General features: G+C 74.5%; 16 protein-coding genes and 1 pseudogene. 6 read left to right on the plus strand and 11 right to left on the minus strand.

Annotated elements, in window-relative coordinates:
- Nucleotides 1-8: 8 nt before the first annotated feature.
- Genes J2X49_RS07600 through J2X49_RS07610 form a run of 3 tightly spaced genes read right to left on the minus strand, consistent with a single transcriptional unit; the run spans nucleotide 9 to nucleotide 3,618 of the window.
- Nucleotides 9-1,412 carry an aldehyde dehydrogenase family protein gene (locus J2X49_RS07600; RefSeq protein WP_310124553.1) on the minus strand — a complete coding sequence of 468 codons (1,404 nt, stop codon included), beginning with the start codon at nucleotides 1,410-1,412 and terminating at the stop codon, nucleotides 9-11.
- On the minus strand, nucleotides 1,409-2,542 hold the full coding sequence (locus J2X49_RS07605; RefSeq protein WP_310124556.1) for a GNAT family N-acetyltransferase: 1,134 nt from the start codon (nucleotides 2,540-2,542) through the stop codon (nucleotides 1,409-1,411). The genes J2X49_RS07600 and J2X49_RS07605 overlap by 4 nt, the downstream gene beginning before the upstream one ends.
- Entirely contained in the window at nucleotides 2,539-3,618 is a 1,080-nt protein-coding gene (locus J2X49_RS07610; RefSeq protein ID WP_310124559.1) for a hypothetical protein, read from the minus strand. Before J2X49_RS07610 ends, J2X49_RS07605 begins: the two co-directional genes overlap by 4 nt.
- A 123-nt stretch (nucleotides 3,619-3,741) precedes the next feature.
- On the opposite strand from J2X49_RS07610, the gene smc reads away from it, so the two are divergent.
- Nucleotides 3,742-7,224 carry a chromosome segregation protein SMC gene (smc, locus tag J2X49_RS07615; RefSeq protein ID WP_310124561.1) on the plus strand — a complete coding sequence of 1,161 codons (3,483 nt, stop codon included), beginning with the start codon at nucleotides 3,742-3,744 and terminating at the stop codon, nucleotides 7,222-7,224.
- A 215-nt stretch (nucleotides 7,225-7,439) separates the two neighbouring features.
- Here smc and J2X49_RS07620 read toward each other — a convergent pair whose 3' ends face one another.
- From J2X49_RS07620 to J2X49_RS07630, 3 genes are all read right to left on the minus strand, one after another.
- Nucleotides 7,440-7,736 (minus strand): GIY-YIG nuclease family protein, encoded by a 297-nt coding sequence (locus J2X49_RS07620; RefSeq protein WP_310124564.1) that lies wholly within the window; start codon nucleotides 7,734-7,736, stop codon nucleotides 7,440-7,442.
- Nucleotides 7,737-7,932: 196 nt separating this feature from the next.
- Entirely contained in the window at nucleotides 7,933-8,601 is a 669-nt protein-coding gene (locus tag J2X49_RS07625) for a hypothetical protein (protein WP_310124568.1), read from the minus strand.
- 67 nt (nucleotides 8,602-8,668) lie between these two features.
- Nucleotides 8,669-10,039, minus strand: coding sequence for an FAD-binding oxidoreductase (locus tag J2X49_RS07630; protein ID WP_310124570.1), 1,371 nt, complete (start codon nucleotides 10,037-10,039; stop codon nucleotides 8,669-8,671).
- A gap of 60 nt (nucleotides 10,040-10,099) precedes the next feature.
- Here J2X49_RS07630 and J2X49_RS07635 point away from each other — a divergent pair, with 60 nt between their 5' ends.
- Complete coding sequence (locus tag J2X49_RS07635; RefSeq protein WP_310124572.1) at nucleotides 10,100-11,215, plus strand: methyltransferase; 1,116 nt, start codon at nucleotides 10,100-10,102, stop codon at nucleotides 11,213-11,215.
- A 290-nt stretch (nucleotides 11,216-11,505) separates the two neighbouring features.
- On the opposite strand, the gene J2X49_RS07640 is transcribed toward J2X49_RS07635, so the two are convergent.
- Together J2X49_RS07640 and J2X49_RS07645 are read right to left on the minus strand one after the other, a co-directional pair.
- Nucleotides 11,506-12,330 (minus strand): hypothetical protein, encoded by an 825-nt coding sequence (locus J2X49_RS07640; protein ID WP_310124576.1) that lies wholly within the window; start codon nucleotides 12,328-12,330, stop codon nucleotides 11,506-11,508.
- A 337-nt stretch (nucleotides 12,331-12,667) separates the two neighbouring features.
- Nucleotides 12,668-13,591: pseudogene (locus tag J2X49_RS07645) on the minus strand (TerC family protein); the annotation flags it as partial.
- A 206-nt stretch (nucleotides 13,592-13,797) separates the two neighbouring features.
- On the opposite strand from J2X49_RS07645, the gene ftsY reads away from it, so the two are divergent.
- A complete protein-coding gene (gene ftsY, locus J2X49_RS07650) occupies nucleotides 13,798-14,667 on the plus strand; it encodes a signal recognition particle-docking protein FtsY (protein WP_128188728.1) in 870 nt (289 codons plus the stop codon).
- Between the two features lie 94 nt (nucleotides 14,668-14,761).
- Here ftsY and J2X49_RS07655 read toward each other — a convergent pair whose 3' ends face one another.
- Complete coding sequence (locus tag J2X49_RS07655; protein ID WP_310124580.1) at nucleotides 14,762-15,925, minus strand: AMP-binding protein; 1,164 nt, start codon at nucleotides 15,923-15,925, stop codon at nucleotides 14,762-14,764.
- Nucleotides 15,926-16,010: 85 nt separating this feature from the next.
- Here J2X49_RS07655 and ffh point away from each other — a divergent pair, with 85 nt between their 5' ends.
- Together ffh and J2X49_RS07665 are read left to right on the plus strand one after the other, a co-directional pair.
- The gene (gene ffh, locus J2X49_RS07660; protein WP_310124582.1) at nucleotides 16,011-17,552 is read left to right on the plus strand and encodes a signal recognition particle protein; all 1,542 of its coding nucleotides are present in this window, start codon (nucleotides 16,011-16,013) and stop codon (nucleotides 17,550-17,552) included.
- Between the two features lie 38 nt (nucleotides 17,553-17,590).
- A complete protein-coding gene (locus J2X49_RS07665; RefSeq protein WP_310124584.1) occupies nucleotides 17,591-18,256 on the plus strand; it encodes an NAD(P)H-binding protein in 666 nt (221 codons plus the stop codon).
- Here the strand turns inward: J2X49_RS07665 and J2X49_RS07670 are convergent.
- Nucleotides 18,253-19,356 carry a GNAT family N-acetyltransferase gene (locus tag J2X49_RS07670; RefSeq protein ID WP_310124586.1) on the minus strand — a complete coding sequence of 368 codons (1,104 nt, stop codon included), beginning with the start codon at nucleotides 19,354-19,356 and terminating at the stop codon, nucleotides 18,253-18,255. The genes J2X49_RS07665 and J2X49_RS07670 overlap by 4 nt on opposite strands.
- Before the next feature lie 38 nt (nucleotides 19,357-19,394).
- Between J2X49_RS07670 and J2X49_RS07675 the strand changes: the two genes are divergently transcribed.
- Nucleotides 19,395-20,204: an LLM class F420-dependent oxidoreductase gene (locus J2X49_RS07675; RefSeq protein ID WP_128188723.1), complete on the plus strand. Its 810-nt coding sequence runs from the start codon at nucleotides 19,395-19,397 to the stop codon at nucleotides 20,202-20,204.
- Here the strand turns inward: J2X49_RS07675 and J2X49_RS07680 are convergent.
- Nucleotides 20,201-21,295 (minus strand): glutamate--cysteine ligase, encoded by a 1,095-nt coding sequence (locus J2X49_RS07680; RefSeq protein WP_164877046.1) that lies wholly within the window; start codon nucleotides 21,293-21,295, stop codon nucleotides 20,201-20,203. The genes J2X49_RS07675 and J2X49_RS07680 overlap by 4 nt on opposite strands.
- Nucleotides 21,296-21,361 lie beyond the last annotated feature (66 nt).

Genomic DNA, 21,361 nt, shown 5'->3' on the forward strand with positions numbered 1-21,361 from the left:
AGGCGCCGTCAGCCCATCAGCCGGCGCGTGAGCCGCTCTCGCCAGGGCGTGAACGGCGGGTAGACCATCCGCAGCGTGTCGATGGCGGTGGGCTTCGAGAACACAGGCTTGCGGTGGCTGAACGCCTCGAACGAGTGCCGCCCATGGTACGTGCCCGAGCCGCTCTCGCCGACGCCGCCGAAGGGGATCGTGCGCGCGCCGTACTGGGCGAGCGCGACGTTGACGCCGACCGCGCCCGACGAGGTCTCGCGCTCGACGCGACGCACCACGTCGGCGTCGCGGGCGAAGACGTACAGCGCGAGCGGCTTGTCGGCGCCGCGCATCGTCTCGAGGAAGCCGTCGACCCCGTCGACGGGGAGCACGGGCAGGATCGGGCCGAAGATCTCCTCCTGCATCGCCGCCCCCGACTCGTCGACGTCGGTGAGGATCGTCGGCGCGACGTAGCGGGCCTCGGCGTCGACCTCGCCGCCGGTGACGACGGTGCCGTCTGCCAGCATCCCCTGCAGGCGCTCGGCGTGGGCGGCGCTGATGATGCGCGCGTAGTCGGGCGAGGTGCGCGCGTCGCCGAGCTGCTCGGCGGTCGCGCGGCGCAGCTCCTCGACGAGCTCGGCCTCCACCTCGCGGTCGACGCGGATGTGGTCGGGCGCGACGCACGTCTGGCCGGCGTTCAGCCACTTGCTCCAGGCGATCCGGCGGGCCGCCGCCGGGATGTCGGCGGAGCGGTGCACGTAGACGGGGCTCTTGCCGCCGAGCTCGAGCACCGTCGGGGTCAGGTGCTTCGCCGCCGCGGCCGCGACGATCCGCGCGACGCGGCCGTTGCCGGTGTAGAAGATGAGGTCCCAGCGCTGCTCGAGCAGCGCCGTCGTCTCGGGCACGCCGCCCTCGACGACGCGCACCGAGCGCGGATCGAGGTACTGCGGCACGAGCGTCGCGAGCAGCCGCGACGTCGCCGGGGCGAGCTCGCTGGGCTTGATGACGACGGCGTTGCCGGCGGCGATCGCGCCGATGACGGGACCGAGCGCGAGCTGCAGCGGGTAGTTCCACGGCGCGATGACGAGCGTCGCGCCGAGCGGTTCGGGCACGATCCGCGCGCTCGCCGGCTGCAGCGCGACCGGCACCGGCACGGGCGTCGCGGCCATCCACCGGCGCAGGCTCCGGCGCGCGTGGCGCGCCTCGGCGATCGTGAAGCCGATCTCGCTCAGGTGCGCCTCGATCGCGCTCTTGCCGAGGTCGTCGCGCAGCGCCGACTCCCACGCGCTCACGTGCTGCACGAGCATCCGCCCGAGCGCGTCGAGCTGCTGCTCGCGGTACGCGCGCGGGCGCGTCAGGCCCCGCACGACCGCCTCGCGCAGCTCGGCGGCGATGCCGGTCGTGGATGCGTCGGGCTGGGCCTTCGGGGCGGCGTCGGTCATGCGCTCATCGTGCCAGGCGCGGCTGTGCCCACCTCGTCGCCGGCGCGCAGCCGCCGCTGCCAGCCGCCCTCGACGCCGATCGGCGCGAACCCGAGCGCCTCGTTGACGGCGAGCATGGGCCGGTTCTCCTCGGCGTTCCAGGTGATGACGCGGGTGCGGTCGGGGTGGCGGCGGCCGAGCTGCAGCAGGTTCTCGGCCTTCACGAGCATGCCGAGCCGCTGCCCGCGGTGGTCGGCGTGCACGAGCGTGTCCTCCTGGAAGGCCGGCTTGCCGGGCTCCGGCAGCACCAGGATCGTGAACGCGACCGCCTCGCCCGTCGCGCGGTGGAGCGCGGCGGCCTGCAGCGGCGTCTGGCCGGCCTCGGCCATCTCGGCCTCGTAGCGCTGCAGCCGGGCCGCATCCCACGTCTCCTCGTCGACGTCGAGGCCCGCGGCCGGGGCGTCGGTCGCCATGCGGGCGTGCAGCGCGGCCATCGCATCGCGCAGCTCCGGCGGCGTCGCGCCCTCCCACGAGCGCACCTCGTAGGCCTCGCCCGCGTGCGCCGACGCATCCGCCCGGTGCCGCTCGAGCTCGTGCCGGGCCCGCTCGACGTCGAGCTCGGAGATGCGCTCGACCTGCTCGAGGCGGTAGCCGAGGGAGGTGAGCAGGTGGGCGGGCGCGTCGGCCGCGATCGCGCCGTGCCCACTCTCGGGCGCGAGGCCCGCGTCGCCCTCGGCGGGCGGCCGGTGGTCGACCCACACCTGCAGGCTCGTAGCGCCGAGCTCGGCCCCGACCCGCTCGAGGCGCTCCATGAGCGCCCGCCCGATGCCGCGGCCGCGCGCCTCGGGCACGACCCACGCCGAGAGGTACGCGGCCCGCGCGCCCTCCTCGCGGCCGATCGCGGCGACGCAGCGGGCCACGTCGACGCCGTCCTCGACGATGAGGAAGCGGCGCGAGATCGAGTCCTCGTCGTGGCGCAGCTTCGCGACGAGCTCGTCGACGGTCGTGTCGAACGCCTCGTCGCCCCAGAAGTGCTGCGTCACGCGGTTGGCGGTGTCGGCGTAGCGCGCGACGAGCGCGAGCGCCGGCTCGTCGAAGTCGTCGGCGGGGCGCTGCAGCTCGATCCACTCGAGCTCGCGGTGGCCGGTCACGGCTGCTGCTCCTTCCACTGCCACTGCGCCTCGTAGGCGACGGGCAGGAACCCGGATGCCTCGTTCACGGCGAGCATCGGACGGTTCTCCTCGGCGTTCCAGGTCACGACCCGCACGAGGTCGGGCCGCAGCTCGCGCAGGCGCAGCAGGTTGTCGAGCTTCATGAGCATGCCGAGGCCGTGGCCGCGGTGCGGGGTCGTGACGAGCGTGTCGTGCTGCCGCGCGGTCGCGCCGCTCGTGGGCAGGATGAGCGTCGTGAAGCCGGCGAGCTCGCCCGTCGCGCGCTCGCGGGCGGCGACGGTCAGGAGCGTGCGCCCGCCCTCCTGCTTCGACTGCTCGAACGCCGCGAGCCGCTCGTCGTCCCACGTCTCGGGCTCCAGGGCGAGCCCGGCGACCGGGGCGTCGATCGACATGCGCTCGTGCAGCGCGCGCATGCTCTCGCGGTGCTCCGCAGGCGTCTCGCCCTGCCAGCGCACGAGCTCGTACGCGCTCGCCCGTGCGAGCGCCGCAGCGTGCCGCTCGTCGAGGTCGGGCAGCGCCGCGAGCTCGGCGACCGAGACGCGGTAGACCTGCTCGAGCTCGTAGCCGCGCGCGACGAGCGGCGCGGTGCCGGGCTCCGACGGGTCGGCGCCGCCGAAGCCGGTCCGCGCCGTCACGGGCCCGTTCGCCGCGCCGATCGCCGACACCACGATCGTCGTGCGGCCGTCGCGGGCCGCCTCCTCGTGCGCGCGGGCGACGAGCGCCTCCGCCACCTCGCGCTGCGCGTCGAGCGGCAGCCGGGGCTCGGGCTCGACCGTCACCTCCGTCATGTCGACCGAGTCCAGCAGCCGCGCGTACATCGTGAGCACCCCGACGAGGTCGTCGCCGTCCCAGGCCAGCAGGCGGTCGACGCGGCCGTCATGGGTGGGTCGCAGCGACGCCAGGTGCTCGACGAGCGTGTTCACGTAGACGCCCTCGGTGTAGCGGAGCACGTTGCTGCGCTCGTTGAACTCGTGCGAGCGACGAAGCGCTTCGCCGGCCTCGCCGGGCTCGTCGGGGCTCGCGGGCAGCGGGAAGGGGCGGATGTCGATCTGCATGGGGTTCCGCCGCTCGCACCGGCACCGTGCCGGCGGGCAGCCTTGCAGACTAGCCGCGCGCGCGCCTGGCGCGCAACGAGCCACCGCGCGGCTACGGTGGCCTGAGCACGACCCGGGAGCCGCATGCACCTCAAGACCCTCACCGTCAAGGGCTTCAAGTCGTTCGCGCGCCCCACGACCTTCCAGTTCGAGCCGGGCGTCACGTGCGTCGTCGGCCCCAACGGCTCCGGCAAGTCCAACGTCGTCGACGCGCTCGCGTGGGTGATGGGCGAGCAGGGGGCGAAGACGCTCCGCGGCGGCAAGATGGAGGACGTCATCTTCGCCGGCACGGCGACCTCGGGTCCGCTGGGCCGCGCGCACGTCGAGCTCGTGATCGACAACGCCGACGGCGCGCTGCCGATCGAGTACGCCGAGGTGCAGATCTCGCGCACCCTGTTCCGCAACGGCGGGAGCGAGTACGCGATCAACGGCGAGTCGTGCCGGCTGCTCGACGTGCAGGAGCTGCTGAGCGACTCCGGCCTCGGCCGCGAGATGCACGTCATCGTCGGTCAGGGCCAGCTCGACAACGTGCTGCAGGCGACGCCGGCCGACCGCCGCGGCTACATCGAGGAGGCCGCCGGCATCCTCAAGCACCGTCGCCGCAAGGAGAAGACCCTCCGCAAGCTCGACGCGATGCAGGCCAACCTCACGCGCCTGCAGGACCTCGCGGGCGAGATCCGGCGGCAGCTGAAGCCGCTCGGCCAGCAGGCCGAGATCGCCAAGGAGGCGGCGACCATCCAGGCGACGGTGCGCGACGCGCGCGCCCGGCTCATCGCCGACGAGGTGCTGGGCCTGCGCGCCCAGCTCGAGTCGGCCGCCCGCTCCGAGTCGGAGCGGAAGTCCGAGCGCATCGTGCTGCAGGAGCAGCTCGAGCAGGCGCGGCTGCGCGCCGGCCGCATCGAGGAATCCATGGTCGGCGACGACGTCGACCGCGCCCGCACCGTCGCGCACGGCCTCGAGCGCGAGCTCTCGCGCCTGCAGTCGCTGCACGCGCTCGCCGGCCAGCGCCTCGCGCTGCTCGAGGAGGCGCCCGACCTCGGAGACGCTGCACCGCTCGTGACGCCCGACATGGTGCGGGCCGCGCGCGACGAGGCCGCCGCGCTCGGCGACCGGGTGGCGGATGCGGAGGGCCGGCTGGGCAAGGCGGCGGCCGCGACCGCCCTCGCCCGCGCCGAGCTCGACTCGCTCGACGAGGAGATCGCCGCGCAGGCGGCGCTCGTGTCGAAGCACGACCTGGAGGCCGCGGGGCACCGCTCGAAGGTCGAGGTCGCGCAGTCGACGTTCGCCGCCCGGGAGGCGGAGGTCGCGCGCCGCGAGACCGCGCTCGCGAACGCCCGGCAGCGGCTCGCCGAGGCGACCGAGGCCGCGGGCGCGCTCGGCGACGAGCAGGAGGCGGGCGACGCGGAGTCGCTCGCGGGCGCCTACCGCGACGCCGACGAGGCGCAGGCCGCCCTCTCGGCCGCGCTCGACGAGCGGCGCGACGCGCTGCACGCGGTCGAGCGCGAGCGCGACGCCCTCGCCGCCCGCACGTCGGCCCTGACGTCCGCGCTCGAGACGGGCAACGCATCCGCCGGCCTGCTCGACGCCGGCATCGCTGGCGTCACCGGGCTCGTCGCCGAGCGCGTGAAGGTGCGCAAGGGCTTCGAGGCGGCCATCGCGGCTGCGCTCGGCACGCTCGGCGAGGCCGTGCTCGCCGAGACGCGCGATGCCGCTGCCGCGGCGATCGAGCACGCGCACGACGCGGGCCTCGGCCGCATCGAGGCCGTCGTCGGCGACGCGGTGCCGATGCGCCCCGAGGTGCCCGAGGTCGAGGGCGCCGTGCACGCGCCGACGGTGGTGGATGCGCCGGCCGGCGTGCTCGGCGTGCTCGCGTTCACGTTCGTGGTCGACACGATCGAGGCCGCGCGCGACGCCGGGCCCCGCATCGCGGCGCTCGAGCTCGGTGCCCCGGTGACGATCGTCACGCGGCGCGGCGACTACGTGAGCGAGTACCTCATGCGCGGCGGCTCGGACGACGCGCAGTCGCGGCTCGAGCTGCTCGCCGAGCGCGACGCCGCCATCGAGCGGCTCGACGAGCTCCGGGCCGCGATCGAGCGCGAGGCGGGCGCGCTCGAGGACGCCCGCCAGGCCCACCAGCAGGCGAAGCGCGCGGCAGCCGAGGCGCTCGAGACGCTCCGCGCCCACGATGCGGCGTCGGCGGCGCGGGGCGAGCAGCGCAGCCGGGCTCGCGCGCGCCTGGAGGCGGCCACCGGCGAGCACGACCGCGCGGCCGCGGCGCTCGCGGAGGCGCGCGGCGGCATCGACGAGGCCCGGCGAGCCGTCGAGGCGGCCGAGCTCGCCCTCGAGCGCTTCCAGGACAAGCCCCGGCCGATGCTCGACGCATCCGCCCGGGACGGCCTGCTGGCCGAGCTCGAGGCGGCGCGGGGCGCCGAGACCGACCTGCGCGTCGAGCTCGAGACCGCGCGGGAGCGCGTGCGGGCCGAGCTCGCGCGCGCGGCAGCGCTCGAGCGCGACGTCGAGGCGCAGCGCGCGCGCGCCGAGGAGGCCGCGCGCCGCGCGGTGCTGCGCGAGCGGCAGCGGGAGCAGGCGTCGCGCGTGCTCGCGGCGATCCCGCCGGTGCTCGGCGTCGCCGAGCGCTCGGTGCAGGAGGCGCGCGCGGTGCTCGCCGAGCGCGAGGCCGCCCGGCGCGACCGCAACGAGGAGCTCGGGCGGCTGCGGCGCGACGAGGCCGTGCTGCGCGAGCGGCTGCAGGAGCTCACCGAGCACGTGCACGTCGCCGAGATGGAGACGTACGAGCAGCGGCTGCACCTGTCGAACCTGCTCGAGCGCGCCGGCAGCGAGCTGGGGCTCGAGGAGGCCGTGCTGGTCGCCGAGCACGCGCCGGAGGAGGGCTGGGACCGCAAGGCCGAGCAGGCGCGGCTGCAGGACGCCGAGCGCAAGCTCGCGCGGCTCGGCCGCGTCAACCCGCTCGCGCTCGAGGAGTTCGCGGCGCTCGAGCAGCGCCACACGTTCCTCACCGAGCAGCTCTCCGACCTCGCGAAGACCCGCAAGGACCTCGAGCAGATCATCGCCGACCTCGACGTGACGATGGAGTCGATCTTCGCGGCGGCCTTCGAGGACACGAAGGCGGCGTTCACCGAGGTCTTCCCGATCCTGTTCCCGGGCGGCTCCGGCGCGCTCGCGCTCACCGACCCCGACGACCTGCTGAACACCGGCGTCGAGGTGACGGTGCGGCCCGCCGGCAAGAAGATCGACCGCATCTCGTTGCTCTCGGGCGGCGAGCGGTCGCTCGCGGCCGTGGCGCTCATGGTGGCGATCTTCAAGGCGCGGCCGAGCCCGTTCTACATCATGGACGAGGTCGAGGCGGCGCTCGACGACGCCAACCTGGGTCGCCTCCTGACCGTCTTCGAGCAGCTGCGCGAGAGCTCGCAGCTGATCATCATCACGCACCAGAAGCGCACGATGGAGATCGCGGATGCGCTCTACGGCGTCTCGATGCGGCAGGACGGCGTCTCGGCGGTCGTCGGGCAGCGCACGACGCGCGAGCGCGAGCCCGTCGACGCGTAGCCCCTCGCCCCCGCTGCCCCCGCTACCTCCGCTGGTCGAGCGGTCGGCTCCACCCCTCCGCTGGTCGAGCCTCCCTCCGCTGGTCGAGCCGTCGGCCGCAGGCCGACGAGTCGAGACCACCCGGGCGGATGGCCCACTCCGCTGGTCGAGCCGTCGGCCGCAGGCCGACGAGTCGAGACCACTCGCCGGGGGAGATCCCCCGGGCGAGCGCCCGTTCACTCCCGCGCCTGCCGCCCGCCCCGCACATGCGCCAACCGCGAGATCTCCGCGAAGTCGCCGCGGATCAGCGCCTCCCGCTTCGCCCTGCTCCAGCCCTGGATCCGCTTCTCCATCGCGAACGCGTCGGCGATGCTCTCGAGGCCCTCGCACCAGACCAGCTCCACCGGCAGGCGGTGCCGTGTGTACTGCGCCCCGAGACCGCGCCGGTGGAGATCGAGGCGCGCATCGAGATCCCGCGTGCTCCCGACGTAGTAGCTGCCGTCGCGGCAGCGGAGCATGTACACCCATCCCATGCGCTTGAGGCTGGCAGGTGGATGCGCGGGGCTGGGCGGGCGGTGCGACGGCCTGTGGATGGCGACTCGGCGCGCCGGTAGGGGCGCGACGGATGGTCTCGACTCGCCGGCCTGCGGCCGGCGGCTCGACCAGCGGAGGTGGGGTGAGCCGGCGGCTCGACCAGCGGGAGGTGGGGCTCGACCAGCGGGAGCGGGGTCAGCGGAGGGCCGACTCCAGGGAGACGACGCCCTCGCCGTAGATGTCGTCGACGGCCGCCTGCATCGAGCCGTCGTCGTAGAGCACCTGCAGCACGACGATGCCGTCCAGCCCGAACTGCCCCAGCACATCCGGCCGGTCGAGGGTCATGAGGTCCTCCTGCACCGCGGCGATCGTCGCCTCGTCGAGGTCGCCCGTCGGGTGCTCGATCGCCGGCAGCGTGATGGCGGCGAGGTCGAGCAGCTCGCCGACCTGGGTCGCGGTCTGCGACTCGGCGTCGTAGGTCGCCTGCATCGCGACGCCCTGCACCCATCGCACGCCCGACGTCTCCTGGTGCTCGACCGCCGCCCAGTCCCAGCCGGCGAGCGCCGGCCCGGCGCACTGGGGCGGGGCCGACTCCGCCACCGCACCGAGGCACAGCATCGGCGTGCCGTCGGCGCCCTCGAGCACGGTGCCGATCGCGATCAGCGGCTCGACCGCGCTCGGCATCGGCAGGTCGGCGAGGCGGGCCTGCGCCTCCTCGCCCGTCACGACCGGCGGCGCGGGCGCGGTGGGGGAGTCGGATGCGGTGGGCTCGGTGCCGGGGCTCGCCCCGGGGTTCGCCGCGCAGCCCGCGACGGCGAAGACGACAGCGGCGGCGACGCAGCCGGCCAGCACGATGCTTCTCATGGCATCACGGTAGGTCTGCGGAGCCCGAACCACATCCCAACGTTCGGCGCGATTCGCGCGTCCGGCCTCAGCGGGGCAGGCGCCATTCGTGCAGCACGCCGTGCGGGTCGGCGGCGTCGCGGATCGCCCGCAGCCTCGCGAGGTCGGCGGGGGAGGCGCACGCGTCGAGCGTCGCGCCGGGGGAGAGGAAGGTCGGCACGAGCCTCGTCGACGCGGCGGGCCGCAGCAGCGCGTCGAGGCCGGCGAGGCTCGCGTCGCCCGGCTCGGCCGGCACGCCGGGCAGGAGCGGCGCGAGTCCCATCGTGAGCCACGCGGCGCCCTCGAGCGAGGCGAACGCGGGCCGAGACGGCGCGTCCAGCGCGCCGCCGAGCATCCGGATGGCGATGCCGAGCAGCGGCGCCTGCTCCGGCAGCGCCCGCCACGTGAGCAGCGCGTCGATCGTCGCGTCGTCGAGCCCATCGAGGGCGGTCGCGGTGCCGCGGCTCGGCGAGGGCTCCTCGGGCTCCATGGATGCGGCCGCGAGGACCACCTGGGAGGTCGGGCCGACGCGCTCCTGCACGGGCGTCGCGGCGGCACGCAAGGCGTCGAGCGCGCCGAGGTCCGACGCATCCATCGCAATGACGTCGACGCTCATGAAGCGCTTCCCGCGCACCGCCTCGGGCACCATCGGCGCATCCGGCACGCGCATCGAGCTGACGGCGACGTTGAGGCCCCGCGGCGCGTCGACGGCCTCGTCGCGCACGGCGCGCAGCACCGCCGGCCCGTCGGCCTCGGCGAACACCATCGAGCCGCCCACGAGCCCCGGCGCCGGGCGCAGGTCGAGCTCGAGCGCCGTGACGATGCCCACCACGCCGCCGGCGCCGCGCATCGCCCACATCGTGTCGGGGTCGGATGCGTCGTCGACGCGCTCGTGCGTGCCGTCCGGCCGCAGGATCCACGCGGCGCGCAGCGACTGCGCGCCGAGCCCGGTGGAGCGGCTGAGCAGCGAGTGCCCGCCGCCGAGCAGGTAGCCCGCGGCGGTCACCACGCGGCTCGAGCCCGACGGCACGACGAGCCCGGTGCCGTCGAGCGCCTCGATGACCCGAGCCCACGGCACGCCCGCGCCGATCGTCGCCGTGCGGGCGCGCGCATCGACCTCGAGCCGGTCGAAGGCGGCCATGCGGGTGAGGATCGCGCCGTCGAGCGCCGCGGTGGCGCCGTGGCCGCACGGCTGCACGGCGACGGTCGCCCCGGTGTCGCGCGCCGCGACGAGGAGCGCGCGCAGGTCGTCGACGTCCCGCGGATGGGCGACGGCGGCGGGCCGCTGCTCGACGGCCAGGTTCCACGGGGCGCGCTGCTCGTCGTAGCCGTCGTCCTCCGGCAGCGCGATCGCGCCCCGGTGCGCGCGACGCAGCGCTTCGAGCGATCCGGTGGCCGGCGGGCGCTGCGGGAGTGGCACGCGGCGACCGTACTGCCGCGCCCGCGCCCGCACCAGGGCCGACCTGGGAGGATCGACGACGTGACCGACCGCGACGCCCTCTTCGCCCGCCTGCGCCGCAGGCCCGACGTGGAGGATCCGACGCTGCAGGCCCACGACGCATCCGACGCCCTCATCCTCGACGAGGCGATGCGCGGCGGCCGGCTGCCCGCGGACGTCGTCGTGATCGGCGACCGCCACGGGGCCCTCACGCTCGGCGCGCTGCAGGCAGGTGCCGAGCGTGTACGGGTGCACCAGGACTCGATCGTGGGCGAGCGCGCGCTCGACGCCAACGCGGCCGAGCTCGGCATCGCCGGCTTCGCGCACCACGGCCTCGACGCATCCCTCGTCGAGGGCGCCAGGCTCGTGCTCCTGCAGCTGCCGCGCTCGCTCGACGCCCTCGACGAGATCGCCGAGCTCGTCGCCACGTACGCCCACGACCGGGTGCGGATCGTCGCCGGCGGCCGCGTCAAGCACATGACGATGGGCATGAACGCGCTGCTCGGCCGCAGCTTCCGCAGCGTGCACGCGTCGCTCGGCCGCCGCAAGTCGCGCGTGCTGCATGCCGAGGACCCCACGCGTCCCGGCATCTCGTGGCCGCGCAGCAGGCGGCACGACCTCGACGGTCTGCCGCTCGTCGTCGTCGCGCACGGCGCGGCGTTCGCGGGCACCGGCATCGACATCGGCGCCCGCGCGCTGCTCGCGCACCTCGACGCGATGCCGGATGCGCACCGCGCGATCGACCTGGCGTGCGGCACGGGGGTGCTCGGCGTCGCGCTCGCCCTGCGCCGCCCGCACGTGCAGGTGCTCGCGCTCGACGCCTCCGAGGCGGCGATCGCCTCGACGCGCGCCACCGCCGAGGCGAACGGTGTCGCCGACCGCGTCGGCGCGCGCCGGGCCGACGGGCTCGAGGGCGTGCCCGACGCCTCGGCGCCGCTCATCCTGCTCAACCCGCCGTTCCACATCGGCGCCGCGGTGCACACCGGCGCGGCCGAGCGCCTCATCGCCGACGCCGGCCGCGCCCTCGCGCCGGGCGGCGAGCTGTGGTGCGTCTGGAACAGCCACCTCGGCTACCGGCAGCAGCTCGACCGCATCGGCCCGACGCGGCAGGTGCACCGCGACCCGAAGTTCACCGTCACGGCCACGCGGCGCACCTGACCCCGGCCCGGTTCACCGCGCGTTCACCCGCGCGTCACCGACACGCCGACCGCGCTCCACCGCGGGGTCGCACGCGCCTGCTCGAATGGAGGCACAGGAACCCGGCCACGTATGAGGTGGCCGGGCTTCGTGCTTCCGGGGGCTGGTGGGGCGTCCCCGAACAGGCGGAGGCCCCGAGCAGTATGAGTGCTCGGGGCCTCCGATCCTCCGAAGAGGATCCCCTTCCGAAGAAGGTGGGATCATCATGCGCCCGGCCGACCCGCGGCGCAAGAGGGCCGGTAGAAGTGGGTTCAACCTGCGGTCGAAGGTTTGGCGCTGGCCGCCCAGCAGCGCAGCATGAGCGCCGACCGGTGACCGGCGCAGTCGGCCGCGAGCGCGGGCAGGTCGGCGATCCCGAGCCGCCCGGCGCCCTTCCGCACGGCCACGTCGCCGAGCAGCAGCACATCCGGGTCGCCGAGCCGCAGCGAGAGGTACCCGACCGTCCACGGTCCGATGCCCTTCAGCTCGAGCAGTTGCCGCCGCATGGCGTCGAGGTCGGATGCGGGGGAGACGTCGATCGCGTCGCTCGCGACCGCCTCGGCGGCAAGTCGCACGGCGGCCGTCTTGGCGGCCGGGCCGCGCAGCACGTCGGCCCCCGCCGCCACCTGCGCCATCGTCGGGAAGCAGCGGTCGACCCCCTCCTCGGCGAGCGCCGGCGGCAGCGGATCGCCGAGCGCTGCCAGCAGCCCCAGCTGCAGCGTCGCCGCCGCGACGGTGATCTGCTGGCCGACGATCGCGCGCACGAGCATCTCGTGCGCGTCCGCGCAGCCGGGCTGCGCCAGGGCGGGGGCCGCCGCGATCGCGGCCGCCAGTGCCGGGACGCCGTGCCGCGCCGCGGCCCACGCGAGCCGCTCGTCGGCCGCGCGTCGCGCATCCGCCCCGCCCATGCCGTCGACGCCCAGGTCGAACACGCGCGCGAGGTCGGGATCGGCGGTGCGCGCGACCCCGTCGACGACCTCGGCGCGCGCCACCCGCGGGCCGGGGAGCGCGCGCCGGTAGCCGTCGGGCGCCACGACCTCGACGCCCGGCACCGCGCGCGGCGCGAGCCACGCGAGGATGCCGGGCGCTCCGGTCACGGTCGGGTCAGACGTTGCGGTCGTCGCGCTCGTCGAGCTCGCGCTCGCCGAGGATGTGGCCCTCCGCGAGGCGCCGGCGCACCTCGTCGATGGCCTCCGGCTCCATGTCCTCGTGCGCCGCCTCGCGGAGCACGTCCTCGTGGAAGTCGGCGGCGGGCGCCTCCTTGCCCTTCGCGTCGACGACCTTGAGGCCGCCGGTGTGCGTCGACTCGACGCGCAGCGGGCGGTAGAACGTCGTGCCCGTGGCGTCGACGATGTGGTAGTGCCCGTCGGCGCCGAGCTCCGCCTCGGAGAGGCCTAGGTGCAGCGACGCGTCGCCGGTCTCCTTCGCCGCCACGCGCATCCGCACGAGCGACGCGACGGTCGCGACGACCATCGACGCGAGGATGACGATGAGCGAGTGCCAGGTCTCGATGTGGGGCACCCACTCGATCGGCTCGCCGTTGTTGAGGAACGGGAGCTCGTTGACCTCCATGGCGTGGAAGACGAGCTTCACGCCGATGAAGGCGAGGATCGCCGCGATGCCGTAGTGCAGGTACACCAGGCGGTCGAGCAGGCCGCCGAGCAGGAAGTAGAGCTGGCGCAGGCCCATGAGCGCGAAGATGTTGCAGGCGAAGACCAGGAACGGGTCGGTCGTCACCGAGAAGATCGCCGGGATCGAGTCGATCGCGAACAGCAGGTCGGTCGTGCCGAGCGCGATGATCACCATCAGGAACGGCGTGAAGTACTTCACGCCGTCGATCTGCATCGACGTCTTGCCGCCGTTCCACTGGTCGGTGAAGTTCACGCGGCGCTTCAGCAGCCGCACGACGAGGTTGTCCTTCTCGCCGGACTCGTCCTCGTCGCCGAAGGCCTGCTTCCAGGCGACGTAGACCAGGTAGGCGCCGAAGATGTAGAACACCCACGAGAACTGCTCGATGATCTGCACGCCGACGAGGATGAAGATGCCGCGCAGCACGATCGCGATCATGATGCCGATCATGAGCACTCGCTGCTGCATCTCCTTCGGCACCGTGAAGCGGCTCAGGATGATGATGAAGACGAACAGGTTGTCGATCGAGAGGGAGTACTCGAGCAGCCAGCCGGTGACGAACTCGCCGGCCTTGACGCCGTCGCCCATCACCCACAGCACGCCGGCGAACACGAGCGCGAGGCCGACGTAGACGCCGACCCAGGTCGTCGCCTCCTTCATGGAGGGCACGTGCGGCCGCTTCACGACGATCAGCAGGTCGAAGATGAGGATGGCGACGAGGATCGCCATGGAGGCGATCTCGAAGATCTGGTACGGAGTCAAGCGGAACGCCTCTCGAGTGGGGTGCGCGAACGGACGCGAACGTCTCTCCCGCGCAAGCTGCTGCGCCTCCGCGACCGGGAGCCCGAGGGCTCCGTGATGACGATCGCGGCGTGACGGGATACTCCCCTTCGCCAGGGGACGAGTCTACCCGGCCCGCCGCCTAGCATGGAGCCATGGCAGCGAAGTGGTCTCTCTCCGGCGCCCTGCGGGGCATGTTCCAGCGCGAGACCATCACGGAGGAGACCTGGGACGACCTCGAGACGGCCCTCATCACCGCCGACTTCGGCCCCGACATCACCGAGCAGCTGGTCGCGGCGCTGCGCGCCGACGTCGAGCGACTCATGGTCGACGACCCGCAGGACCTCCGGCGCATGCTGCGGGAGCGGCTCGAGGAGCGGTTCGCCGCCTACGACCCGACGCTGTCGCTGCAGGAGCGTCCGGCCGTCATCCTCGTCGTGGGCGTCAACGGCGTCGGCAAGACCACCACGATCGGCAAGCTCGCCCGCTTCCTCGTCCGCAACGGCCAGTCGGTCGTCGTCGGCGCGGCGGACACCTTCCGCGCCGCCGCGGTCGAGCAGCTCGCCACGTGGGCGCAGCGCGCCGGCAGCGCGATCGTGCGCCCCGAGCGCGAGGGCCAGGATCCGGCATCCGTCGCCTTCCAGACGGTCGAGGCAGCGAAGGCGCACGGCCACGCGATGTGCATCGTCGACACGGCGGGCCGCCTGCACACCAAGGGCGGGCTCATGGATGAGCTCGGCAAGATCAAGCGCGTCATCGAGAAGCAGTCGCCCATCTCGGAGGTGCTGCTCGTGCTCGACGCGACCACGGGCCAGAACGGCGTCAGCCAGGCGCAGGCCTTCATCGAGCACGCCGGCATCACGGGCCTCGTGATCACGAAGCTCGACGGCTCGGCCAAGGGCGGCTTCATCCTCGCCGTGCAGGAGCGCACCGGCATCCCCATCAAGCTCATCGGGCAGGGCGAGGGCATCGACGACCTGACGGGCTTCACGCCGCACGTCTTCGTCGAGCAGCTGGTGGGTTGAGCCCGCAGCGCTCACCCTCGCGGTGAGCGCGGAGGGCTCAAGGTCGAGGAGCGCGCGCCGCAGGCGCACGCGTCGCGAGACCCCGGGGCAGCCCTCAGTCGGCCGTGTCCGGCCGCGTGAGCGGCCCGACGATCGTCAGCATGCCGTCCTCGATGCGCGCCTGGTCCTCCGTGATGACGGTCGCGTGCGCTCCGCGCACCCACAGCAGGCCGGTCGCGTCGCCGCGGCCCGCGTGCCCGACGATGCCGAAGTCGCTGCCCGGGAGGCGGCGGCCCGCGGTGCCCGGGTGCGACGAGAGCACCTCCGGCGTCGCGAGCGCGACCGTGCCGGTCTGCACCGACCCGTAGGCGGTGAGCACGATCGGCCCCCACACGGCGTGCAGGCGGCGCACGAGGTCGGCGTCGAGGTCCTGCCCGGCGACGAGGATGCGCCGCAGCCGCGGCGGCGCCTCGCCGGTGCGCTCGAGCTCGTCGAGGATGCCCGTGAGCTGCCCGGGCGACGCCGAGACGACCGAGACGAAGCGGTCGCGGATGATGCGGATGCGGTCGGCCGGCGGCGTGTGGGCGGCGCTCACGAGCGTCGCGCCGGTGAGCAGCGCCATGCCGAGCAGCTGCAGCCCCTTGCCGCGGTGGAGGGGAGCGCACGCGAGCATCACGTCGGTGCCCTCGACGCCCAGCCGGTCGTGGATGCCGGCGAGCTGGCGCAGGCCCTGCACGCCCATCGCCCCCTGCACGTGCGTCGTCACGGTGCCCGCGAGCGACTGCGACGGCAGCGCGATCCGCGCGCGGCGGCGCGTGCGCCCGAGCCCCGAGCCGTCGGCCGCCGACCACTCGAGGATCTGCGCGCCCGTGACCGTCGGCCCCCGGTGCCACTCGGGTGCGTCGCCGTCGTGCACGAGCAGCGCGTCGCGGGGGATCGCCGGGCGCAGCTCCTCGAGGGAGCCGGGGCTGATCGGCATGACGTCGAGGCCGAGCCGCGCCGCGCCGAGGAGTGCGACCGGCATCGCGGGGCCCGCGGCCGCGACCACCACGGGCCGCGGGCGGCGCTCGAGCGGATCGAGGTACAGCACGGCGGCCGCGCCCTCGGCGGCCCGCCACAGCTCGTCGAACGTGGCGCTCCAGCCGTCGACCACCAGCCCCAGCCGGTCGCCGTGCACCCGCGCGGCGTGCCGCGCCAGCGCGGTGATCGTGAAGCCGTGGCGCCGCACGCTGCGCCACAGCGACCTCGCGTGCGTCGGCGGCATGCCTCTCAGGCGCATCCCGTCCTCCTCGTGGTGACGCACCCAGCATGCCAGGCGGCCGCGCCCGAGGGCGGCGCGGCGCGGCGGTAGACTCGGGCCCACCATGGCTGCGTTCGGTTCCCTCTCCACCCGCCTCACCGAGACCCTCGCCAAGCTCCGCACGAAGGGCAAGCTCTCCGCCGCGGACGTCGACGGGACGGTGCGCGAGATCCGTCGCGCCCTGCTCGACGCCGACGTGGCGCTCGAGGTCGTCAAGTCCTTCACCGCCGCCGTGCGCGAGCGCGCGCTCGGCGCGGAGGTGTCGGACGCGCTGAACCCGGCGCAGCAGGTCGTGAAGATCGTCAACGACGAGCTCGTCACGATCCTCGGCGGCGAGAGCCGTCGGCTCGAGCTGGCGAAGACGCCGCCGACCGTGATCATGCTCGCCGGCCTCCAGGGCGCGGGCAAGACGACGCTCGCGGGCAAGCTCGCCAAGCACCTCGCCGGGCAGGGGCACACGCCGCTGCTCGTCGCGAGCGACCTCCAGCGCCCCAACGCCGTCACGCAGCTGCAGGTGGTCGGCGGCCAGGCGGGCGTGCCCGTCTTCGCCCCGGAGCCCGGCAACGGCGTCGGCGACCCCGTGCGCGTCGCGCGCGACGGCGTCGCGGAGGCGCGTCGCCGCCAGCACGACATCGTCATCGTCGACACCGCCGGCCGCCTCGGCGTCGACGCCGACATGATGCGCCAGGCCGCCGACATCCGGAAGGCCGTGCAGCCCGACGAGGTGCTGTTCGTCATCGACGCGATGATCGGCCAGGACGCGGTCGCGACCGCGAAGGCCTTCCAGGAGGGCGTCGACTTCACCGGCGTCGTGCTCACGAAGCTCGACGGCGACGCCCGAGGCGGCGCGGCGCTCTCGATCCGCGGCCTCACCGGCAAGCCGATCCTCTTCGCCTCCACGGGCGAGACGCTCGACGACTTCGAGCCGTTCCACCCCGACCGCATGGCGAGCCGCATCCTCGACCTGGGCGACATCCTCACCCTCATCGAGCAGGCGCAGAAGGCGTTCGACGAGGAGGAGGCGCACCGCCTCGCCGAGGCCATCGCCACCGACGGCTTCACGCTCGAGGACTTCCTCAAGCAGATGCAGCAGCTGCGCAAGGCCGGCAACTTCAAGCAGATGCTCGGCATGCTCCCGGGCGCGAAGGGCATGCGCGAGGCGATCGACTCGTTCGACGAGCGCGAGCTCGTGCGCACCGAGGCCATCATCCAGTCGATGACGCCGCAGGAGCGCAAGCAGTCGAAGATCCTCAACGGCTCGCGCCGGCTGCGCATCGCCCGCGGCGCGGGCGTCACCGTCACCGACGTCAACCAGCTCATCGCGCGCTTCGAGCAGGCCGCCAAGATGATGAAGACGGTCGCGAAGGGCGGCGTGCCGAACATGCCCGGCATGGGCCCGATGCCGGCGGGCATGCGCCCGCCCAAGAAGGGCGGCAAGCCGCAGGGCAAGCAGCTGAAGCGCTCGGGCAACCCCGCGAAGCGCACCGACGCGCCCGCCGCGCAGCCGCAGGGCAGCGCGTTCGGCGCGCCGAAGCCCGACGGCGCGTTCGGCCAGCTCTCCGACACCGACCAGGAGGCGCTGCAGCGCATGCTCGGCAACCGCTGACCCAGCGGGCGCGCACCCGCGGCGCGTACGGTGGGCGCATGGCACGCATCCTCGTCCTCGGCGCCCACGGCAGGGTCGCCCTCCTCGCCCAGCGCATGCTCAGCGACGCCGGGCACACCGTCCACGGCGTCATCCGCAACCCCGACCACGCGGCCGAGGTCGCCGAGTCCGGCGCCGAGCCGATCGTGCGCGACCTCGAGCGGCTCGAGCAGGCGGGCGTCGACGAGCTGCTGAAGGGCTTCGACGTCGTCGTCTGGTCGGCCGGCGCCGGCGGCGGCTCGCCCGAGCGCACGCGCGCCGTCGACCAGGACGCGGCGCTGCGGGTGCTGGATGCGGTGACGCGGTCGGGCGCGCGGCTCGTGATGGTGTCGTACTTCGGCGCGAGCCGCGACCACGGCATCGCCGAGGACGACCCGTTCTTCGCCTACGCCGAGGCGAAGTCCATCGTCGACGAGGCGATCCGCGACTCCGGCGCCGACTGGGTGATCCTGGCGCCGTCGACCCTGACGATGGACGACGAGACCGGCATCGAGCTCGATGCGCCGGCCGGGTCGCTGGAGCCGGGCGAGATCTCGCGCGCCACCGTCGCGCGGATGATCGCCGAGGTCGTCGCGCACCCCGCGGTGCGCGGGCTGACGCTCCGCGCGAACCGCGGCGGCACCCCGGTCGCGGAGGCGCTCGGGTCGCTGCCCAACATGGGCTAGAGCTCGATCGACGCCATGTGCGAGCCGGACACCTTCGCGTAGCCGAGGCTCGCGTACAGCCCATCGGCACCCGTCGGGCTCGCGGTGTCGACGTCGAGCACCGCCGCCTCCATGCCGTCGGCCGCGAACGAGCGCATCCCGGCCGACAGCAGCGCGAGCGCGACGCGGCGGCCGCGGTAGGCGCGGCGCACGCCGAGCAGGTCGGTGTAGCCGAAGCGGTAGCCGCGCAGCGCGAAGTCGCCCTCGTAGCGGCTCGCGAGCTGGTACCCGACGACGAGCGGCGCGCCCGCCTCGAGGGCCGCGCGGGTGTCGTCGTCGGTCGAGGGGTCGGCGAGGAGCGCCGCGGTGTCGGGCGCGTCGTCGACGACGAGCCACGACCAACCCGGTGCGAACTCGCTGCGGCCGCTCGTCCACTGCTCGGGGGTGGTCGGCTCGCTGCCCCAGTGGTCGCGGAACGCGTCGTTGTGCGCGAGCCGCGTGGGCTCGTCGAGCTCGGCGCTCCACGGCACGAGGCGCAGCGAGCCGGCGAGCTCGACCTCCGGGATGGGGTGCTCGGCGCCGAGCGGGCGCTTGAGGTCGGCGAACCAGCGGCGCGGCTCGAAGCCGCCCGCCTCGTGCAGGCGCAGCTTCGACTCGGGCGCGTCGTCCTCGGCGAACGTCGCGATGCGCGCCGGAAGCTCCTTCCCGGAGGCCGCGAGCAGCTGCCGGGCGCGGGCGATGAGCCATGCCTGCAGCTGCGCGCCGATGCCCTCGCCGCGGCGCTCGGGGTGCACGTTGCCGAAGACGAAGGCGCGCACGGTGCGCGCGTCGCCGGGCCGCGTCTCGGCGAAGCCGGATGCGACGAGGCGGCCGTCGGCGTCGAAGCCGAGGATCGAGTCGGTCTCGAGCCGCTTCCACGGTGCGGCGAGGCCGTCGCGCACCTCGTCGAGCGACTCGCGGTACGGTTCGCGGTCGGCCTCGCCGACGGCGCCGAGCAGCGCGGTGAGCGCCGGTGCGTCGTCGACGGTCGCCGGGCGCCACGTGAGGCCTCCGGCGGTGAGCGGCGGGAGGGTGTCGGGCGCGGCGGCGCGCTCGGCGATCGGGGCGAGGTCGGCGGTCACCCGACCAGGCTATGAGGCGGTGGCCCTAGGGTCGAGGCATGACCCACCGACCCACTCGCATCGGCGTGCAGCTCGCGCCGCAGCACACGACCATGCAGGCCACGATCGACGCCGCGCGGCGGCTCGAGGAGATGGGCGTCGACGCCGTCTTCGGCTGGGACCACTTCTTCCCGCTCTCGGGCGACGCCGACGGCGCGCACTTCGAGGCGACGGCGCAGCTGGCGGCGTGGGCCGTCGCGACCGAGCGCGTGCAGATCGGCCCGCTGGTGTTCTGCAACTCGTACCGCAACCCCGATCTGCTCGCCGATGTCGCGCGCACGATCGACCACATCTCCGGCGGCCGGTTCGTCTTCGGCATCGGCTCCGGATGGTTCGAGCGCGACTACCTGGAGTACGGCTACGACTTCGGCTCGGTCGGATCGCGGCTCGACGCCCTCGCGGCGGCGCTCCCGCGCATCCGTGCCCGCTGGGAGCGGCTCAACCCGCCGCCGGTCGGCGCGATGCCCATCCTCATCGGCGGCAAGGGGGAGCGGAAGACGCTGCCGCTCGTCGCGCGGCACGCCGACATCTGGCACTCCTTCGTCGGCCCCGACGAGCTGCCGCACAAGCTCGACGTGCTGCGCGAGCAGTGCGACGCGCTCGGGCGCGACGTCGACGAGATCGAGGTGTCGAACGGCGCGAGCGTGCGCGACGGCGTCGGGGGCGTCGGCTTCGAGCGCCTCGACGCGCTGCACGCGGCGGGAACCCGGCTGCTGACCATCCCCCTCTCGGGCGACGACACGCCCGACGGCTACGCCCTCGACCGCGTGCCGGCCTTCCTCGAGTGGCGCGACCGGAAGAACGCCTAGGCCCGCAGCTGCTCGAGCAGCTCGTCGAGCACCGCGCGGTGCCCGCCGCGCGCGAAGGCGGCGCGCTGCAGCGCGGCCGAGCCGCCGCGCTCGACGACGCGCGTGACCGCGGCGAGCGAGCGCGTCGCACCGAGGTCGGCGGCGATCGGCGCGAGCCGCTCGACCGCGTCGCCGAGCGCGTCGCGCACCGGCTGCAGCGTGCCGTCGGCGTCGACGATCGCGGTCGCGTCGAGCCCGTCGCGGGCCGAGCGCAGCTTGTTCTCGCGCACGAGCCACGAGGGCAGGTGGGCCGGTTCGTGCCCGGCGTCGAGCGCCCGCGACGCCTCCTCGACGAGGCAGTGCGTGAGCGCGGTCACCGCGGCGAGGTCGTCGATCGACGGCGCGCCGTCGGCGATGCGCACCTCGAGCGTGCCGAGCGTCGGCGATGGCCGCACGTCCCAGCGCAGCTCAGCGAGGTCGTCGATCACGCCCGCGCGCAGCATGTCGGCGAGGGTTCGCTCGTACTCCGCCCAGTCCTCGAGCATCGGCGGCAGCCCGCCCGTCGGCAGCTGCTGGAACAGCATCGTGCGGTGCGAGGCGTAGCCGGTGTCGGCGCCCTGCCAGAAGGGGCTCGAGGCCGAGAGCGCGAGGATGAGCGGCAGCCGGTCGAGCATCGTGCGCAGCAGCGGCACGACCTTGTCGCGCTGCTCGACGCCGACGTGGTTGTGCACGCCGAAGATGACGAGGCGGCGGCCCCAGTCGCCGGCCTTCTCGATCACGCGCCGGTAGCGCGGGTCGTCGCCCTGGCGCTGGTCGCGCCACTGGCTCGTCGGGTGCGTGCCGGTGCCCACGAGGGCCGCGCCGATCCGTCCGGCCGCCTCGACGGCCGTGTCGCGCATCCGCCGCAGCTCGTCGACCGCGTCGTCGGTGGTGTCGTGCACGCCCGTGATGAGCTCGATCATGCTCGTGAGGAACTCGTGGTCGAAGCGGCGGTCGCCGATCGCCCGCAGCAGCTCCTCGGCCCGCGGCACCATCTCGCCCGTCGCCGGGTCGACGACGGCCAGCTCCCACTCGACGCCGAGCGTCGAGCGGGCGGACGGTGCGAACTCCATGGCTCGAGGGTAGGGCCGCGCGGCCGGATGTCGCGCGGGTCGTGCCAGGGTGTGCCAGAATGGGGG

This window comes from Agrococcus sp. BE272 (assembly GCF_031457935.1).
In the GTDB taxonomy this organism is placed as follows: Bacteria; Actinomycetota; Actinomycetes; order Actinomycetales; family Microbacteriaceae; genus Agrococcus; species Agrococcus sediminis.

What these genes read in the sequence shown, in the direction of transcription:
- J2X49_RS07600 (WP_310124553.1), bottom strand. Translation starts at nt 1,412, where the DNA reads ATGACCGACGCCGCCCCGAAGGCCCAGCCCGACGCATCCACGACCGGC.
- J2X49_RS07610 (WP_310124559.1), bottom strand. Translation starts at nt 3,618, where the DNA reads ATGCAGATCGACATCCGCCCCTTCCCGCTGCCCGCGAGCCCCGACGAG.
- smc (WP_310124561.1), top strand. Translation starts at nt 3,742, where the DNA reads ATGCACCTCAAGACCCTCACCGTCAAGGGCTTCAAGTCGTTCGCGCGC.
- J2X49_RS07620 (WP_310124564.1), bottom strand. Translation starts at nt 7,736, where the DNA reads ATGGGATGGGTGTACATGCTCCGCTGCCGCGACGGCAGCTACTACGTC.
- J2X49_RS07625 (WP_310124568.1), bottom strand. Translation starts at nt 8,601, where the DNA reads ATGAGAAGCATCGTGCTGGCCGGCTGCGTCGCCGCCGCTGTCGTCTTC.
- ftsY (WP_128188728.1), top strand. Translation starts at nt 13,798, where the DNA reads ATGGCAGCGAAGTGGTCTCTCTCCGGCGCCCTGCGGGGCATGTTCCAG.
- J2X49_RS07655 (WP_310124580.1), bottom strand. Translation starts at nt 15,925, where the DNA reads ATGCGCCTGAGAGGCATGCCGCCGACGCACGCGAGGTCGCTGTGGCGC.
- ffh (WP_310124582.1), top strand. Translation starts at nt 16,011, where the DNA reads ATGGCTGCGTTCGGTTCCCTCTCCACCCGCCTCACCGAGACCCTCGCC.
- J2X49_RS07665 (WP_310124584.1), top strand. Translation starts at nt 17,591, where the DNA reads ATGGCACGCATCCTCGTCCTCGGCGCCCACGGCAGGGTCGCCCTCCTC.
- J2X49_RS07675 (WP_128188723.1), top strand. Translation starts at nt 19,395, where the DNA reads ATGACCCACCGACCCACTCGCATCGGCGTGCAGCTCGCGCCGCAGCAC.
- J2X49_RS07680 (WP_164877046.1), bottom strand. Translation starts at nt 21,295, where the DNA reads ATGGAGTTCGCACCGTCCGCCCGCTCGACGCTCGGCGTCGAGTGGGAG.